Origin of the sequence: Runella zeae DSM 19591 (assembly GCF_000423565.1) — a bacterium.
Taxonomy (GTDB): Bacteria; Bacteroidota; Bacteroidia; order Cytophagales; family Spirosomataceae; genus Runella; species Runella zeae.
In genome coordinates, this window is record NZ_AUIF01000010.1 from 325,754 (window position 1) to 344,364 (window position 18,611).

The 18,611-nt window shown below is 41.1% G+C and carries 11 protein-coding genes; 7 read left to right on the forward strand and 4 right to left on the reverse strand.

Annotated features, from left to right (window positions below; translation table 11 throughout):
* Positions 1-108: 108 nt before the first annotated feature.
* On the reverse strand, positions 109-4,410 hold the full coding sequence (locus G563_RS0103545) for an SdrD B-like domain-containing protein (protein ID WP_028664090.1): 4,302 nt from the start codon (positions 4,408-4,410) through the stop codon (positions 109-111).
* A gap of 337 nt (positions 4,411-4,747) precedes the next feature.
* Between G563_RS0103545 and G563_RS0103550 the strand changes: the two genes are divergently transcribed.
* A complete protein-coding gene (locus tag G563_RS0103550) occupies positions 4,748-6,586 on the forward strand; it encodes a YfbK domain-containing protein (RefSeq protein ID WP_028664091.1) in 1,839 nt (612 codons plus the stop codon).
* Between the two features lie 78 nt (positions 6,587-6,664).
* On the opposite strand, the gene G563_RS0103555 is transcribed toward G563_RS0103550, so the two are convergent.
* Positions 6,665-7,303, reverse strand: a complete 639-nt coding sequence (locus G563_RS0103555; protein WP_028664092.1) for a porin family protein — start codon at positions 7,301-7,303, stop codon at positions 6,665-6,667.
* Positions 7,304-7,440: 137 nt separating this feature from the next.
* On the reverse strand, positions 7,441-8,151 hold the full coding sequence (locus G563_RS0103560; protein ID WP_028664093.1) for an SDR family oxidoreductase: 711 nt from the start codon (positions 8,149-8,151) through the stop codon (positions 7,441-7,443).
* 60 nt (positions 8,152-8,211) lie between these two features.
* On the opposite strand from G563_RS0103560, the gene G563_RS33645 reads away from it, so the two are divergent.
* Positions 8,212-9,720 carry a sulfatase family protein gene (locus tag G563_RS33645; protein WP_051210734.1) on the forward strand — a complete coding sequence of 503 codons (1,509 nt, stop codon included), beginning with the start codon at positions 8,212-8,214 and terminating at the stop codon, positions 9,718-9,720.
* Here the strand turns inward: G563_RS33645 and G563_RS36710 are convergent.
* Positions 9,717-10,301: a methyltransferase family protein gene (locus G563_RS36710; protein WP_051210735.1), complete on the reverse strand. Its 585-nt coding sequence runs from the start codon at positions 10,299-10,301 to the stop codon at positions 9,717-9,719. The two genes, G563_RS33645 and G563_RS36710, sit on opposite strands and share 4 nt — an antisense overlap.
* A gap of 106 nt (positions 10,302-10,407) precedes the next feature.
* On the opposite strand from G563_RS36710, the gene G563_RS0103575 reads away from it, so the two are divergent.
* The 5 genes from G563_RS0103575 to G563_RS0103595 all read left to right on the forward strand — a co-directional run bounded on the left by G563_RS0103575 (position 10,408) and on the right by G563_RS0103595 (position 18,504).
* Positions 10,408-13,641 carry a WGR domain-containing protein gene (locus tag G563_RS0103575; protein ID WP_028664094.1) on the forward strand — a complete coding sequence of 1,078 codons (3,234 nt, stop codon included), beginning with the start codon at positions 10,408-10,410 and terminating at the stop codon, positions 13,639-13,641.
* A gap of 15 nt (positions 13,642-13,656) precedes the next feature.
* A complete protein-coding gene (locus G563_RS0103580) occupies positions 13,657-15,096 on the forward strand; it encodes a WGR domain-containing protein (protein WP_028664095.1) in 1,440 nt (479 codons plus the stop codon).
* Between the two features lie 171 nt (positions 15,097-15,267).
* Positions 15,268-15,855, forward strand: coding sequence for a hypothetical protein (locus G563_RS0103585; RefSeq protein WP_157585044.1), 588 nt, complete (start codon positions 15,268-15,270; stop codon positions 15,853-15,855).
* A gap of 9 nt (positions 15,856-15,864) precedes the next feature.
* Complete coding sequence (locus G563_RS0103590) at positions 15,865-17,520, forward strand: SWIM zinc finger family protein (protein ID WP_028664097.1); 1,656 nt, start codon at positions 15,865-15,867, stop codon at positions 17,518-17,520.
* Positions 17,521-17,532: 12 nt separating this feature from the next.
* Positions 17,533-18,504 carry a DUF4034 domain-containing protein gene (locus G563_RS0103595; protein ID WP_028664098.1) on the forward strand — a complete coding sequence of 324 codons (972 nt, stop codon included), beginning with the start codon at positions 17,533-17,535 and terminating at the stop codon, positions 18,502-18,504.
* The last annotated feature ends 107 nt before the right edge of the window (positions 18,505-18,611 follow it).

An 18,611-nucleotide genomic window follows, 5' to 3' on the forward strand; every position in this document is an offset into this window, starting at 1 on the left:
CCTCAGCTGTAGCTTCCTTAAAAGCGTCATTTGTGATTGCTTATATACAAAAAAAGAGATGAACCCAAAATGAATGGGACATCTCTCTTTTGGTTTATGGGGTAATGTCTAATTAAAGCCTTTTTTGGTACGAGTGAGCGTCACAGGGATACATACATCAGTGGGACAGCAATTTTGGCCCGCTTCGATGATAACAGGACAACAGCCTTCGGTGGGGCAAGCATTGTTGCTGGCCGTAAAGGTGTATTCGCCAGAATCAGTAAGTAAAATAACATTGCCCGAATTCACTAAATTTCCATCTTTGAACCATTGTACGTTGGTGTATTGGGCTGGCACGTTGACCTCAACAGCCTCACCTGTACAGAGCGTAAACGGAACCGTAAAGCACTGAACATCTAAATCATCCTCCGTGTTGTCATTGTTGTTGGGAGTAGAATCAACATCTTGCTCGTTGGTTTTGGTGATTTCTACTTTGTTAAAATGCAAGCCTTGACTAATAGCTCTCACTTTGTAGGTCAGTATGACCGTATCTCCACTAGCGGCTACTGAGTCTATATTCCATTTTATGGTATTTCCGACCAACGTCACGCCTCCCCTACTCACCGATATACTTGCGGTTTGTAGCTCTACTGTATTGGGTATCGAATCAGTCACTTCCACTCCGGTAGCGAGATTTAAGCTTTCATTCCATAGCTTTACTGTATACGTAAGGGTATCGCCGATGCGAGCTATTTTTTTATCAATTAGTTTGTTCAACGCCAAATCGATTCTACAATCTTGGGCCACAATATATACGGCTAAGCGTTCGCTACTTATGGCTACTGGACATGCAGCATCAAGACTTCTCGCTTGTACGTAGAAGGTATCCGAAGCGGCTACTGTGCCGTTGGGCTTATAATTAAGTCCAGTAAATAAGGGGCTACCGCCCGTAGGGGTATCAAACCACTCAGCCGTGGCCAATCCTACTATAGTAGTCTGTAGTGTAGGGAAAGTATCTCCTATACATACTATCTGGCTTGGCGTAAGGGCAATGGGTAAACGGGGCGAGCAGTTGCAATTGGGGCCTGAAATCAACGTATCAAATTTACAAATAGCACTCAAACTGTCTATTAATGTGATAGATACGCCATTTGGCACACCAGACACTGTATAGGGATTATTTCCAGACAAGGTACCCGCGCTGACTTTCACCGTACCAAGCTGTCCTACTACCGTAAAACTGACCGAGTATGTAAGATTGTCGATAGCACATACAGGTTCGGCTGATACCACAAACTGAGGCTTCACACAGCAATCTTTTACTTCGAGCTGAAGGGTATCCGTACAGCCATCAACTTCATAAATCAATTCATAGATTCCGGCTATATTAAGCCCACTGACCGCGCCATTGGTAGTAACTATAGCTGTATTTCCCAAGGGTGCATTACCTAAACTCCAACTACCCCCGGAGGGCAAGCCTGCAAGTGTGGTAGTATCAGTAGAAATACAAAGGGCATTGGCACCTATGATGTCTGCCCCTGCATTGGGCTTGGTTTTTACTATTACTTGAGCCGTATCAGAACAACTATTGAGTGTATAAATAAATTTGTAAGTACCCGCCACAGTAAGTCCCGACACATTGCCCGCATTGTCGATAGTCGCCGCAGTAGGATTTGCAGCCTCAGGAGCCCAAGTGCCACTAGGAGTGACTGCCGTTAATTGGGCGGTAGTAGCGGGCAGACACACACTTACGTCATTTCCAGCATTGGGCTTTAGATTAACGACAACTTGAACAAATGCCGTATCAGCACAAGTAGATACGCCATTTTGTGCAACTACTGCATAATAATAGGTACCTACTGCCAGTTGATTGGAGGCTAAGGCATATACTGATGAATCTGCACCTACAATAAGCCCACTACTAAAATCGGTAGTAGTATCGGCCAATGGCCCATACCACTGATAGGTCAAGCCTCCGGTGGTAGTATTTACTTCTAAAGGTGCGATAGTATCTCCTTCACATAGACTGTTATTGGCCACTAAAGGGGTCAGAATAGGGCTAATGCAAGGGCTTATTCCAAAATCATAGGTATGGTTGTTTTGCCCCACGCCCCCTAGTTGGAACGAAATAGTAGGCAGCCCCGACTCAATAAAAGCGTCGTTGTTACTAATAGTAGTCCCTGTATTAAGATTTCCGTTTGTTTCTCCGGGAGCAGGAGGAATATTAGTCAACACCAAACCTGCGACCGAGGGGTCATTGCCCAAACTCGTAATTTTGAGACAATATGTACTGTCATTTTCGAGGCTTAAATTATAAATCACGCTCCCAGATGAAGTACCCACTGCCGACGAAAAATAGAAACTGCCGTTGGCATCTGTAGTAGCGGTAGCAATCGCCGTACCTGTACAATTTTTGAACAAAGAAACCGTAACCCCGGCCAAAGCAGGCTCTCCTGCCTCCTGAATTCCGTTGTTGTTGGTATCCAACCATACTCGGTTTCCGATTTCGATAGGAGCAGCGTCGCACATTACCTCTACATCCCCCAATCCCGATGCTTTTCCAAATCCTCCTTGTGAGCTAGCAGTATAAAGCGTGATAGCATCTGTAGCATTTCCGGTATTGTTGCTATACCATCTTGCCCCTCCACTTGAATAGCCCGCAGCGTCGAAACTGTGCCGAGGGTCAAATACAGAATTCAGGACAGTCCCCTTTCCTGCCAGTAGGGAAATCCCCCCAATGCTGGTTTCATCATGAATCCCGGGATTAGCAAGCAGTCCCAATGGGTCGGTGTTTGGGTCAATAGGCGCAGCATAGCGGTCTTCATGATAAAACTCGCCACCGCCAGGGCCGTCTTCATTCCCTGCTCCTGCCGTAGCTACTTTGGGACTACTGACCCCTTCTTTCCCATTGTCCTCTAATTCAAAGACTCCATTGTTGTTATAGGCCCGCATGATGTCACCATTGCCCGTAGCGGTAAAAAGCGATATATTATCTGTAGTATCGGTACTGTAGTTTTGAACGCCCACTTGATGCCCTGTGCGATCCATAAAGCCCATAATCATGCTACCATCTACATCAAATTCAATGTCAGATAGCATAGGTTGGGGATGTGATTTGTGATTTGTACCGTACAAATCGCCAAAGTTGCTCACCCAAGGGTGCCAAGAGCCTTGTATCAAATTAATATCTGTGCCATTTTGATCTACATAAGGAGTGCTATCTGTTACACCTTCACCTACATTCATGTTTGCCTTTCGGTTGAATGTCAGAGGAAATGACAACACATTTGTCCAACTAGCTAGTCCAGGAGCATCATTAATACTAGCCCGATAAATAGTAGCACTTAAATTGTTACGGTCAACGGTTGAGCCATTTACCGCGTCACATATCCCTCCTACGTACACAAAACCTTTATATACTTTTACCGCAAAAGGCCGAAAGGTGCTATTGTTGCAGGTCGTTGGGAAAGCCGGATAACTTTGAATTTGAGCTGCCGTAGAAGGAGGGATAGCGTCTTTTCCTACTTCTACCCTCCAAAGCTGACGGTCGTTTAGATTGACAACATACAAATACTGCCCATCGTCGGAGCACTCTATCCCTCCAAGCCCCACTTTGCCTATCGCCTCAAACATGTTTTCATCATAGCTTGGTAAAAGGGGATTTCCTTGACCTGCGTTGAAATTTCGAATAACAGACCCTGCATCAAAAGCAGGATTGACGGCATTGAGATTCACAAAATTGGCACTAGAATTTGCATCATTTGCCGTTTTGGCATTGGAGGTCACATACAACCCATTAGGCCCTAGGGGTCCCCAGTTGACGTGTCTTTTTCCGAAAGCCGCCGAAAACAAGTTTCCCGATTGGCGATGAAAAGATACACTCCATAACGACCCCGTATTACCTCCGTTGCCGAGTTTGTTGATAGTACCATTTTCATAAGGAAAACTTACCAACGTCTCCAACACTCCAGAATTTCCGGGAGCTTGTCCATCTCCATTGATATAGCACGGAATCGCAACGCGTGGGCTTGAAGTTTCGCAATAATCCCCCGCATAATTAATACCTAAATTTGAAGTAGACGAAGGAGCGGTCAGGAATTGTACACTTGTCGCATTACTGCTTCCTTGCGGGCCCGGGCTATCCCCTTCTTGTAAGCCCGAAAATTCTATTTTTACCGGAAAAGTAAGACCACTAAAAGCATACGCTCCATTAGCATCGGTGGTTTGAGTCCCACCTATTTGTACTCCCAAGGTATTGAAGGCTTTGACGGTAATATTGGCTACCCCTACTTCGTAGAAAGTAGCACTGCTATCGCGTGTTCCGTTAGCATTAAAATCCCGAAAGACCACTCCCGATACTTGTCCTTGAGTCACGCCGTACATCCCCAACAGCAAACAAAGGAAGTTTAGCCAAGTAAAATATAGCTTCATAATGAATAAAAAAAGTTATTCGATACCGTGAGAAAAAAATCTTAACAGTGTGGTTTTGGAAAAACCGGCTTCGAAGTAGGGGATCAAGATGAAGACTAGCAAAAACTATACCGTTTCGCCAACAAAACCATTACAATACTATTTAAAGGTACATTTTAACCTTATAGGAATGATTTTACCTCAAAAAGAAGGAATATGAAACTTATAAGACAAATATTGTGCCATTTTTTTTCTCTTAAAAAACGATTTGGCATACCTGATTCAAAAGTTTTTAAAAATATTTTATGGAATTTCCTGTATCAATGCATCTCATGCTTGTAACTAAATCTTTACAACCATGAAACCATCGCTTTTTATCTTCCTAGTTAGTCTTTCCTCAGTGTATGCTTGTGCGCAGCGTAGCCCTATCACTATCACAGGTACTGTATCAGAAGTGAGCACTCATACTCCTTTGTTGGGAGTGAAGGTCGCTATCAAAGGTAAATCTACCTTTGCTTACACCGACCTCCAAGGCGTTTATAAAATCAATGCCCACGTAGGAGACAAATTGATTTTTTCATTGAAAAATTATCAGGTATTAGCAAAAACCATCACTAAGGATTCTATCGTCAATGTCCAACTCAATCGAGCGTTTACAAAACACGAGGAAATAGCGACGCGCCCCCAAGGCTATCCCGCTCCCAATATGTCGATAGATAGAGCCGCTTATGCCGCCCCACTTATGAGGCTTAGTTCGGAGCCTTCTGCCGAAGAGTATCGCTCTATCGGTGAAAATGTATTTCATAATACCCAACAAAATCCCCTTACCACCTTCTCTATTGATGTAGATAGGGCTTCCTACAGCAATGTGCGTCGTATGCTCAACCTTGGCCAATTTCCCCAAAGAGATGCTGTGCGTATCGAAGAAATGATTAATTATTTCGATTATCAATACCCTCAACCTAAGGGAGAGCATCCCGTGGCTCTCAAAACCGAACTCTCCGAGTCGCCTTGGAACCCTGGCTTGCAACTTTTGCAGATTGGTCTTCAAGCCCAAACAATTCCCGCCGATAATCTTCCGGCATCTAATCTGGTATTCTTAATTGATGTTTCGGGTTCTATGAATACCGCCAACAAACTTCCACTGGTCAAAGAAGCCTTTAAATTGTTGGTCAATCAACTTCGCCCTCAAGACCATGTGGCGATTGTGGTATATGCGGGAGCGGCAGGCGCGGTGTTGCCTTCCACTTCAGGTCAGCAAAAAGCCACAATCAAAGATGCCCTCGACAAGCTATCGGCGGGCGGCTCTACGGCAGGTGGAGAAGGTATCAAACTAGCCTATCAGATAGCTCAAGAGCATTTTATCAAAGACGGAAACAATCGAGTGATTTTAGCCACCGACGGCGATTTTAACGTAGGCGTATCAAGCGAAGGAGAGCTTCAAAAACTCATCGAAGAAAAGCGAAAAAGTGGTATATTTTTGAGCGTACTGGGCTTTGGAATGGGCAATTATAAAGACAACAAAATGGAAACCCTAGCCGATAAAGGAAATGGAAACTACGCCTATATCGACAATCTACAAGAAGCTCAAAAGGTATTTGTACATGAGTTTGGCGGGACTTTGTTTACCGTTGCCAAAGACGTAAAATTGCAATTAGAGTTTAATCCAAAATTTGTAAAAGGCTATCGCCTCATCGGCTATGAAAATCGAATGCTTCAAAACGAAGATTTTCATGACGATAAAAAAGACGCGGGCGAAATGGGCAGCGGGCATAGTGTAACAGCACTCTACGAAATCATTCCCAATGGAGTAGAAAGTAAATATTTGAAACAAGTAGATGAATTGAAATACCAAAAAACCAGTCCAACCCAAAACAATTCGGACGAAGTACTAACGATAAAACTCCGCTACAAAAAACCCGAAAGCGAAGTGAGTCGGCTGTTCCAAACTGGTGTCTCAAACAGACCCATCGCTTTTCAAAAAGCTTCTGCCGATTTTCGTTTTGCAGCGGCAGTAGCCGAATGGGGCTTACTCCTACGAAACTCAGACTTTAAAGGAAATGCCAATCACGAACAAATCATTGAGATAGCCCAAAAAGCTCTTTCACATGACGGAGAAGGTTATCGTGCTGAATTTGTTAGACTGGTCAAACTCTCTCAATCCTTGGATACTAACCTCGCTAAAAAAGAAGATTGAGCATCCTATCAACTAAAAAGGGAGTTATCCACATTGACATGTGGACAACTCCCCCTATTTGGGTGAATCAGCACTGTATTATCTTAATGTACCTGTACTCGGGCTATAGATTCCCAACGGAAAACTAACACCAAGATTGATGCCCCATGAGCGATTACGGACATCGGGTATGGTGTTCATTACTTGGGTCAAACCAAGGTTGTAACGAGCATCAAGATTGAGCCATACTTTTCTACCTATTGAGTAGTTGAGTCCTGCGCCCATAGCCGCACCTGCATCTACACCTTTGTAGGCGCGAGGATTACCCTCAGGGTTGATGCTGACGTTGCTTTCATTGACTGCTTTTACCAAAAAACCCACATAGGGCCCTAGCATCAACTTAGGACGTAGTTTGTTGCCACGGCCATTCAAGTAATAAGTCCCCATGATTGGAATACTAATATAGTCTAAGTGAGCTTTTGACACTCCCGTAGAAGATTGCCCACCCAGTCTAGAATAAAGGATTTGTCCGTTTACACCGAGCCGACTTTCGCCACTGTAATTGATAAAAATCCCCGCGTTATTGCCTGTTTTCCAATCATTATAGAGTACGTTTCCGGTAAGCCGAGAAAAATTAACCCCTACTACAGGACCGATAGATACATTTTCTTGCGCTTGGGCTTGGCGGCTATACACAGCCGCACACACGATTGATAAGCCTAAAAGAACCTTTTTCATATGTGATAGAAAGTGAAACAATTGAGATGGTAGTAGATATACCAAAAAAGTTATTCCTTTCACAACTCATAGAAAATTCACCCTTTTTGGGCAAAAAATTCCCCACACCTTGTGGGTTTTAGGCAAATTGCCAGCTATCATTGTGGACTTGTAGGCCGAACTTCAATTTTGCTAGGGAGAGTGCGAGGGTTCATTTTTAATAAATCAACCACCATTTGTCCAATATCTTCGGGCTGAATCTTCCATGCATCTTTTTCAGAAGGCTGATGATTATTAAAATGTGTAGCCACCGACCCAGGCATGATAGTAGTGGCTTTGATACCTTCATTTCGCACATCAAGCATGACCGCCTGCGTAAATCCTACCAAACCAAATTTGCTAGCATTATAAGCAGCGCCATTGGCAAAAAAGTTGGCGCCCGCCAAGCTTGCTATCGTAATCAGATAGCCTTTGGATTCTTTTAAAGCAGCCAAAGCAGCTTTAACACTATAAAACACGCCTGTCAAATTGATGTCAATAGTTTCGTGCCACTGCTCAAGGGTCATAGAGTCGATAGATGCAAAATGCCCCACGCCCGCATTAGCCACCAATACGTCCAATCGCCCCCACTGTACAAGCACTTGATTTACAGCCTCTTGTTGAGATTCCAGACTACGTACATCGGCCACTACTCCCAAAGCGTATCCCTCTTTGATTTGATTTAATGCCCCTATAGCTTCTTGCACTGATTCCTCATTTCGGCCTGTTATGGCTACTCTGATACCATCTTTGATAAGCATTTCTGCGATTCCGTAGCCAATCCCCTTTGTACCACCCGTGATAAGAGCCGTTTTTAGTATTTCTGACATGATTTATTCTTTTAAGATTGTGTAATAAATATTTTGGTAGTACAACAAACCCCAACCCAAATGAAATCCCGATACATCATAATTTTAGCGTTAGTAGTAGGCACATTACCTCAGTGGTTTATTCAAAAAGCACCTACAAAACCTAACATCATTTATATTTTGGCAGATGATATGGGAGCAGGCGATGTATCGGCTTACAATCCCAACTCAAAATTTAAAACGCCTCATTTGGACAAATTAGCCACGGAAGGAATCCGTTTTACGGATGCTCACTCTGGCTCCGCAGTATGTACACCTACAAGATACGGGATTTTAACAGGCCGATACTCGTGGCGTAGTACCCTCAAAAAGGGCGTTACGTGGAGCTACGACTCGGCCATTATAGAAGACAAACGCCCTACAGTAGCCTCTTTTTTAAAACAGAATGGTTATCAAACCGCTTGTATCGGCAAATGGCATTTAGGCCTCAATTGGGCTCGAAAAGACGATGCCACCGTACCCGTAGATTTCACTAAGCCCGTCAAAAAAACGCCCAATTATTATGGTTTTGACTATTCGTTTATCATTCCAGCTTCTTTAGATATTCCTCCTTATGTATATGTAGAAAACGACCACGTCACCGCCCAGCCCAATCGTGACACAGAAAGCAAAACCGAATTTGGATGGTGGCGCAAAGGCCCCACTGGTGCCGATTTCAAACATGAAGAAGTGCTGGGGACTTTTATTCAGAAATCAATCCAATATATCCAAACCCACCAATCAAAGCCTTTTTTCTTATATCTTCCTTTGGCAGCTCCACACACCCCTATATTGCCTACTGAGGAATGGCGTGGCAAGTCGGGACTCAACGAATATGGCGACTTTGTATTGATGGTAGACCATGCCGTAGGACAAATCCAAAAAGCACTCATCGACAATGGCTTAGACCAAAACACACTCATCATCTTTACTGCCGACAATGGATGCGCCCCCTATGCTGGTACAACTTTTATGGAAAAAGCGGGGCATTTTTCGAGCAATGGCCGCCGAGGCTACAAAGCCGACATCTACGAAGGAGGTCATCGAGTACCTTTTATTGCGAAATGGCCCTCTCGCATCAAAGCCAACACCAAAAGCGAAGAAACCATCTGCCTCACCGATTTTTTTGCTACTTGTGCTAGTATTCAAGGTCAAAAATTGGCCGATAATACCGCCGAAGATAGCTATGATCTGACGCCTATTTTGTACGGAAAAACTTCAGTCAAAAATCTCCGCGAAGCTACCGTCCACCACGCAGTAGAAGGAGCCTTTGCGATTAGACAAGGCCAATGGAAACTTATTTTAGAGCCGGGTTCGGGTGGTTGGAGTTTTCCCAAACCGGGTAAAGACTACGAGGGTCTTCCTGCCATTCAGCTATATGATTTGGAAAAAGACCCGCAAGAAAAAAACAATATTTATGCCCAACACCCCGAAAAAGTGACACAACTCAAAACGCTTCTCAAAAAATATATCCAAGAAGGACGTAGTACCAAAGGCCGCCCCCAACCCTATACCCAAGTAGCTAACTGGCCTGGACTAAGTTGGCTCTAAAAAATCTTAGGAAACAGCATTGGCACACGGCGACGATACGCAAGATAGTCGTCGCCAAAGCTGCTGATGAGTTTTTTTTCTTCAAAATAGATGCCTATGAGGGTATAAATGGTTAGGCAGATAGCCATAATGAGGGTTTTTAAAGTAGCATCCTTTAAAAACAATCCCCACACTACCAGAAACGTACCTGTATAAAGTGGATGCCTTACATAATGCAGCATCCCTGAGGTTTTTAATTGATTGGGGGCTTGTTTTTTCAAAAATAACAACCCCAAAAATTCGCCCAAGTCATATTCTTTGAGGGCCAAGAAGGCCACTATCAACCCTACAAAAAGACTGAAATTGCCCAATACATCCACCCAAAAATACCCACTCCAAAGCCTTTCAGCGGGAAGACTACGCTGATACCACCACAAAGCACCGAGCAATGTAAAAGCGATTCCGTTGTAAATAAGGCGATAATAACGGAAGCTCTTCCCCATTTTTTGCTGAAAGAAGTGCTTTGTCCTAGTGCCTGCCAATACACTATGCAACACCCCATAAGCCGCCCAAAAAAAGATTTGAAGTAGATAAGAGCTCATTATTTTCTTTTTTTTTTTTTAAAATACAACAATAAAGACTCTTGTCGATTATAAATTGATTTGATATTTTGCCATTTCAAATCCTTACACCCAGTGTTCACAGCGCATGAAGCTTATCAAACAATCAAAACTCTTTTTTAAAGAAGGTAATTCTGACAAAATTTACGAAATAGACTTATGTGAAATCAGCAATGGTTTATATGTGGTTAATTTTCGTTTTGGGCGCCGAGGTAATCCTTTAAAAGAAGGAACCAAAACCGATGCACCAATAAGTTTGAATTCCGCTGAGCAAGTTTTTTTATCTCTGGAATCAGAAAAAAAACGTAAAGGCTACCAAACTCAACAAGAATTATCCCAATTTGAGTCAATTTCTATTGCTACAGCTTCCCTTCCCGACTTACCCTATAATACCTATTCCAAAAATCCTCTTGAAGCAGCTATTTTGAAGCGTCTAAAAGGATTTATTGAAAATCAAAATCCATACAAAACACAATGGAAACCCGCGCGTGTTATTTGGAGAGCAGGTGAGTTGCGCCTCAAAAAAACGGTTCCTTTTGTTTTGAGATTATTGGACAAAGGCGACGAAATGCAGCTTTATTCAGCGCTATGGGCATTAGGCCGATGTGGTGAAAAAGTAGCATTGGCATCCCTTACCACTTATTTCCATCATCCAAAATCTTCTACAAAAATAAGACGTATTGCTGGAGCGGGATTATTACAACTATTGGAAGGGAAAGAGCGCGAAGAACATCTCAACCATTATATTCAACAGCTGCCAGAAGATGTAAGAAATTTATTAACTTCTTACACAGATTTGAGTAATTTATTGGAAGAAAAACTATCCGATAAAAAGCATACAAACTATGATTTTTTAGAAACTTTGTATTTATTATCCATTGAAGATAAATTATTAAAAAAACTCATAGTTTCTATTTTACAAAAAATACCTTTAGAGAGCGGTTATTTCCGAGCGGTGCGTCATATTCTAAAAATTGCTGAATTAAGGGATGATTTTGAAATATTAGGATTACTTTCATACAGATTCGAGCGTTCAGCTTATATTTATAAAAGTCCAAGTGTAAGTGCTGCTCATGGCTATGAAGAAATTTATCGAGTAAAAGCCGAATTACAAAAAAAAGAAAGCAAACTCGCTTATTCAGATAAAACCAAAGCTTATTTAATTCGTAAATCCCTGCGGCAGTTAAAAGAATTCGGAGAGGGAAAACAAGCAGAATATATCAAGCTTGCTATCTCCATTTTGGTTTCCTACGACCCAAAAATCGATTATAAAGCGGCTTATTCAAATACAATGAGCCAATATTCTAACAAACTTCAGAGGTGGGAGACCCTCCATAAAAATTATCCTGATTATTATGACGCTGTTTTGATGAATTTAATTTTGTACGGCGGCGGAAATCGACTCACTTTTACAGGCAAAGTGTGGGTAAATACACAAGTAGAAACCATAAATCGGCAACAGAATTGGAATCGATATGAGCCTTCACCGAGTACAAAAGCATCACCGCCATCACCCTCCGCAGATTCAGGAGGTATTTTAAATCGCGTTTTTGAGTCTATTTTTGGGTTGTTTGCTCAAAAACCCTTTTCTATACCAAACGCTACTTCGACACCCTCAAGTGAGCCCCCAAATATTAGTCCTCAAAAAATAGCTATAATTAGAGAGGAACTATATCCCGAACTATGGGACAAGACTCCCCAAGCTTATATTCAGCTATTGCTACAAGCCAAAGTGGACAAAATCCATCAATTTGCCCTCCAAAATCTTTCACAACATCCAGATTATGAAAACATAAGAAAGAAAATTGACTTAAAATTGATACGATTATTTTTAGCTTCTGAGTATTTAATACCTGCTCGGTTTGGGTTAGGGCTAGCCACTCAACATTTAGGTATCGATCCAGATCGTTCTCTTGTTCTTTCTTTAGTCGAAAGTCCCTTGTCTGAAGCCAGAGAATTAGGATTCAAAATCATCGAAAAAGACCTTGATCATTATTTTGAAGAAAGTATTTTTGTTAAAAACTTATTGTTTTCTAAATACGTTGACGTTAGAATTTGGATTAAAAAGATACTCATCCAAACACCCATTGATATATCAAAACAACAACTATTGCTAGGTAGAGCCATTGCAGAATTATCTGAGCTGACAGAGCAAAACGACAAAAACAACAGCATTATCAAAGATGCCTCTTCTATTTTATTACAAATTTGTAGAGAAGCCCTTATCGAACTAAATAATCAAATTCTGGGTGATTTATTGGCAATCAAAGTAGAAGCCACTCAACTCTTTGTGGTCAAAACTATCATTCTTAAAAATACTTATCCTTCTGCTGTTATTCTTTGTTCATTGTTGATAAGTCCTTATCCTTCCGTTCGTAAAGTAGGTGTCGAGCTATTGCCCCAATTAGAACCCCATCTACAAGCTGCCCCAGCTTATAGCTCTTCTTTGGTCAATTACCTAGTTCCTATACTGATGAGTAAACAATCGGACGAAGCTCTTCACCACGATATTTATACGATATTGAGCACTCAACTAGTCCGATATCTTGGCGAAGTAAATTTAGTTTCAACTCTTCGATTGATTCATTCTAACTATCGTCCTGCCCAAGAATTAGGCGCGCTATTGCTAGAAAAATATGTCAATCCAAATCAGCTAAGAATGAAGCAAATCGTCGATTTGGGTAATCATGAGCTAGTGGTTTTTCGGAAATGGTGCTGCCAATATTACGAGCAAAATCTCAATCGAATAAAATTTGAACGCGATGAAGCCATCCAACTTTTAGATTCTAAGTGGGAAGATACCAGGCTTTTTGCGATTCAGTTTTTCCGTCAGAAATTTGAAGCAGACGACTGGTCTCCTGAAGTATTGATAGGCATCACTGATTCTACAAAGTCAGACATAGAAGCTTTGGGAAAAGAGCTTATTAGCCATTTTTTTGAAGAAGAACAAGGCACAGAATATTTGCTTAAATTGAGCCAGCACCCCAGCATAAATGTCCAATTATTTGCTACTAACTATTTAGAACGTTTTGCAGCTGATGATATTAATAAACTCCAAAATTTGAATTTTTATTTTAAATCTGTTCTTACGAGAGTCAACAAAGGCCGAAGTTCTAAGGCTAGAGTGTTTCGGTTTTTGCATCAAGAAGCTTTAAAATCAGAAGATGCCGCTATCATAATTTCCGATATTTTTAGAGATATTTCTGCGACAGCGTCTATTGAAGACAAAGCAACGTGCATTCGCATCATGCGAGATTTACAAGCTAAATTTGACCAATTATGTCTCCCCATAACAGTACTAGATTTTGAAGATAGAATTTAAACACAACATTAAGCCATGATTAAACATTATTTAGAGCTTTCGGAGGAGCAAGGGGCTTCACATAAATTTTATGAAGTCACCATTGATTTGACAACCGTCACGATTCGATATGGGCGCATCGGCGACAAAGGCCAAACCCAAATTGCCACTCATAGTACACCCGAAGAAGCCCTCAAATTTGCGAATAAGAAAGTTCAAGAAAAAGTAAAAAAAGGATATGCTCCCGCCGTGATGGGGGTTCGTTCAAAAAGAGCAATCACCCGCAGAACCACCGAAAGTAAGCCTTCACTTATCAAACAAAAACTCCCTATTCTTTGGAAATTTCAAACTGAGGCGGCTGCATTTGGGATATATATTGACGATAACAACTGCTGGGTAGGCAATGAAAAAGGTGACGTTTTTAGACTTAATCACCAAGGGGAGCTTACTTTACATCAACGCTTACCTGACAGTGTAAAGTGTATTGTGGCAGATAGTGATTGGATTTATGTGGGATGCGACGACGGCAATGTGTATGACCTAACAGGTAAAAGACCTCGTTTGTCATATGAAATAAACGAAAAAATCGACATCTATTGGCTTGACATCAACGATGGCTTGCTTGGGGTGTCGGATGCTAGTGGCCGCGCCACTATTATCAACTACGAAGATGAAGAGCAATGGAGCAAACAGCAAAGAGGTCGTGCTGCGTGGATGATGCGTTGTGATGACCGAGGGAAAGTTTTTTATGGAGACTCCGCCGGTATTACGGCCTTTAATGGCCCCGATGGTAGATTTGAATGGGAGCACTATTCTACCGGAGCGGTATTGTTTGGATGGATGGAAGACAATGCCCTCTATGTTGCCACTAGCCATTCTTTGGTACAAGTTTTCTCAAAAAATGGCATACATTTAAGAGATTACAAAACCGATGCCACTGTGTATTCTTGCGCAGCTTCAAAAGATGGTGAATATGTTTTTGCTGGCGACAACTATTCTTCTATCTACTGTTTCAACGCCAGTGGCCAACGTCTCTGGAAATTAGCTACTGGCTGTGGTTCGGCTCTATCAATGCAGTATTTTCAAGAAAAACTTTATACAGTCACCACCGATGGAGCATTATTGTGCATTGATGCCTCCGAAGATGCTATCCTCAATGCACAAGCTGGCATTGTGCCTGTTTATAAAGACATCAAAGTTGTAGCCTCCCAGCTTTCACCCTCTATTACCATCAATGATACATTGGTATTAGAAACCACTCAAAACCCAAATGCCGGCGTACAACTCCAATGTCAGCTAGAAAATGGGCAGCTACGAGTAAAAGTGCTTTCGGAGGGTTATAATAAAAATTGGCATGTGCAGTTTCCCAAAAACCTACGGCAAGAAGGGGCCATATATGTAGTGGATGAAGTAAGGGAAGCTTCACAGGGAGGTTTTTACCGTGTTTTTGGAAATATTCTAAAACTACAAAACTAGCATCAGATGGCGTTTTGGGTTATCATCCTATTCAACTTGGTATTGTCACTCAAATGCCTATTTGAGTTTTTGTTGTATCGAAGCAACAATTGTGACTTTATAAGATTTAAGGCGGGCTGGGGTTATACACTCTATTTCAAAGTCTTTAATCAGGTGCCCATTTTTCTAAATTTGATTCCTTACTGGATGGGATTAAAAGTAGAGGGGGTTTATTATTTGGGAGAGGAGAGAAAAGAAACTGCTTCAACATTTAGTAGCCTACCTCTTTTTAGAAGGTTGCTTTTAGTATCCTTAAAGTTAATTATTCCTCTAATATTTTTACATTTTTTTACAGACAACAAGCCTGATTATAGTCGTTTATCAAATCTATTTCACGATGTTATTTTTTTTGATGCCCCACCTACAGATATATTAAATCTAATCAATAAGCTAGGAACTAATATAAATGTTTGCGGAATCATTGCTACCAATCTAGTTCTCTTAGTAGCGGCTCCGACTTTTGCGGTACATTTTGTAGAGATACTCAGTTCCGACAAAACGCCCGCCAATTTCATTACTCATTTACTGACTGTTGGAGGTTTTTTTTACATGCTATATGCTTTCATAAAATATTTAGGTAGTTTGTTTTTTGTACTTCGAATGTTATGGGCCCTCGAAAATTTTCTAACAACCCTACTTCTAATTTTAGCGGGTCAATTTCTATCTATGTTTTTGTTAGGGTTGGGATTTGAATTGTATATTAGAAAACATTCTAAATGAGACATCTATATGCTTTTTAATTATAAATATGGCGGAAGCAGCTCAATAGTGAGCAATACCAGCTCGGTAGGGGTATCTTTTGCCCCTGATACTTTAAGAGAGCCTACCTATTTTGTGGGTAAACTCAACAAAAAAATAGCGTTTCGGGAAGCTATTTCTGCTTTACATGACGTGGTAGTGTCTGACATGAGATTTAAACCCAAAGACAAAACTGCCTATAAAGAATGGGTAGCTCAACAAGAAGGCATATTTTTAGCCGAATTTTTAGAAACCTATGATGTCGAAGCTGTCAAGGCACGCATAGAAGCAATCCGCCAAGAATTGCGAGGTTTAAGCCAAGAGCGAGACAGAATTCTAAGTCCTTTTTACAGAGCTCAACGCCGCTATTTTGACTATCTTTATCAACGAGATCGGGATACTTGGCTGGTGCTTGATCCTGTCATTACGGTACATCCCGATGAAGTATTTTTTGAATGTTTCAGCCAAGATGAGTCTACTTACGGAAAACTTGAATCAAGTTATAACGTTTTCAAAGAAATCAACGAATTTCAATGTGGCACTACTAACATTGATTATTCGTCGGGGCTGTATAATGAGTTCCAGAAAATAAGAGACTATAAAGAAACTGATTTTAAAATAGACCCGACCGGATTTGCTGTCAAAACCACCAACGAAACCGAATTCAAAGAGGTAAAAATTGATGTCCCTGATAGTTGGGTGCGGGGTTTTTTGCAAGTCAGTTCAGCCATGACCCTACCTACTACGAGTTTTGAATTACATCCGATGGATGTTTATAATATTTGCTTATTATTGAGGCGATTTAAAGAAAAAACAGGACCCAGGTCTATTAAATTTATTTTAAAGCCTGGCGAGCCTATTGTATTGCTTTTTGAGCCATTCAATAAAGAAATCGTATGCAATAGATCCATTTTTAAAGGCTCAACCCCTCAAACTATAAGAGTCTGGGGAAGACGACGACTCTTAATCTTAGAAAGATTAATTGCTATCACTAAAAGATTTACGGTACACTTACTCGGCTCCGGACTTCCTTCTTTTTTTATAGCTGATTTGGGCGATATGACTTTCACATTGGGTCTTTCGGGATGGTCAGCCAACGATTGGTCAAGAGTAGGTAATTTTGACTTAATGGCTCCGCGAGCAGAAGTCGATGGTTTTCTCTCTCAGACTATTTACAATGCTTTGCGTGAAAACTGGTACGAAAAACCTGATAGTTTGGCTAAAAGACTTAATATTGATACCAAAACAGTATTAGGCGCTTTAGGAACATTTACCCAAGCAGGTAAAACTATCTTTGATTTAAACCTCGGGGTATACAGGATTCGGGAGCTTTCGCGCGACCCTTTACCCATTCACAAGTTACGATTCGACAATCCACGCGAAGAGGCGGCAAGATTACTGATAAAAAATAATAATATTCACATAAACGCCCAGTCTTCTTCGGATGGATTATCAATGTCGGCAACAATTAAATCGGGAGGGCGTACTTTTAAACCATCACTCTTCATCGACAATGACGAACGACTCGTACAAGCTCGTTGCGATTGTGACTTCTATATTAGCAACAAACTCTACAAAGGCCCCTGCGAGCATGTTTTAGCAACTCGAATCGCATATATAGAAAAAAAAACACCCTCACAATTTTAAGCTTACTTTAAGATGTTCAAAAAACTTTTCGGCTTCGGAAAATCTAAAGAATCAAACACACAAGCCCCTCCTTCTCGGGATCCTGACCCCTCCTTTGGTAGCCCTTACGTCAGCCAAGGAGCATCATTGTTATTAAGGGGCGACTTTGACAATCTTACCGAACAGTATCAGCGAAGCAAATCTTGGGAAAAAAGTTTATTGGTAGCAAACCTAGCCTTTGAGGATCAGTACACTACTAAAATATTAGAGTGGGTATCTGCCCAACCTGATTCGTACATATCTCATTTATTTAGAGGAGCAAACTGTGTGCATTTAGCTTGGGAAAGCCGCACCGCTAAATGGGCGGAAGATGTCACTGAAGAGCAATGGGAAGGTTTTTTAAACTATTTATACAAAGCAGATGAACACTTTCAAACCTCTCTCGAATTAAATCCTTATGAAGCTGAAACTCACGCCCGTACGATTCCGATGTACATGGGATTAAGTGACAAAGAAGCAGTTTTAAGTCATTTCCAAAATGCGATTCAGCTAGATCCTAATCATTTCTATGCGCATTCGGCTACCCTCAATGCCCTAAAAGATAAATGGCTAGGGTCAAAACAAGAAATGTACGAATTTGTGGATCAAATCATTACCACCAATCCAAATCCTTTCTTTAAAACTCTAATGCTAGAATGCTTTATAGAAGATGCGTTGGGGTACTTACGAGAAGAAAACGGACGCGAAAAATTGGATAATTTCCTTAAAAATGAAGATTTCAGAGCTGATTTTTTCAAGTTATACAACGAATTTTCTCCTACTCAAGAACCCAAAGAAATAATCTATCCCATTCAAAACAAATTTTGCTTTTTACTGTACTTGATGAAAGAAAAGGCACTGGCAAAAAAAGAGTTTGAAAAGTTTAAAGGCCATATGAGCGCTACTCCTTGGAATTATTTGCGTGGCATTAAAACCAATAAAGATTTACAAAATCTTTTTTCGTGAAGACTAGAAAAATCTGTAAAAAAGATTGGCAAAATCAAATCAAGCTTCTAATTTGCAGAAGCAAATCAAGAAATTCAAAATCTTGCATTCCGAAAGGAAAGAACGAT

Excerpts from the sequence above, each read along its gene's own strand:
- G563_RS36710 (WP_051210735.1), bottom strand. The coding sequence starts at position 10,301 with ATGAGCTCTTATCTACTTCAAATCTTTTTTTGGGCGGCTTATGGGGTG.
- G563_RS0103550 (WP_028664091.1), top strand. The coding sequence starts at position 4,748 with ATGAAACCATCGCTTTTTATCTTCCTAGTTAGTCTTTCCTCAGTGTAT.
- G563_RS0103545 (WP_028664090.1), bottom strand. The coding sequence starts at position 4,410 with ATGAAGCTATATTTTACTTGGCTAAACTTCCTTTGTTTGCTGTTGGGG.
- G563_RS33645 (WP_051210734.1), top strand. The coding sequence starts at position 8,212 with ATGAAATCCCGATACATCATAATTTTAGCGTTAGTAGTAGGCACATTA.
- G563_RS0103595 (WP_028664098.1), top strand. The coding sequence starts at position 17,533 with ATGTTCAAAAAACTTTTCGGCTTCGGAAAATCTAAAGAATCAAACACA.
- G563_RS0103590 (WP_028664097.1), top strand. The coding sequence starts at position 15,865 with ATGCTTTTTAATTATAAATATGGCGGAAGCAGCTCAATAGTGAGCAAT.
- G563_RS0103580 (WP_028664095.1), top strand. The coding sequence starts at position 13,657 with ATGATTAAACATTATTTAGAGCTTTCGGAGGAGCAAGGGGCTTCACAT.
- G563_RS0103560 (WP_028664093.1), bottom strand. The coding sequence starts at position 8,151 with ATGTCAGAAATACTAAAAACGGCTCTTATCACGGGTGGTACAAAGGGG.
- G563_RS0103575 (WP_028664094.1), top strand. The coding sequence starts at position 10,408 with ATGAAGCTTATCAAACAATCAAAACTCTTTTTTAAAGAAGGTAATTCT.
- G563_RS0103555 (WP_028664092.1), bottom strand. The coding sequence starts at position 7,303 with ATGAAAAAGGTTCTTTTAGGCTTATCAATCGTGTGTGCGGCTGTGTAT.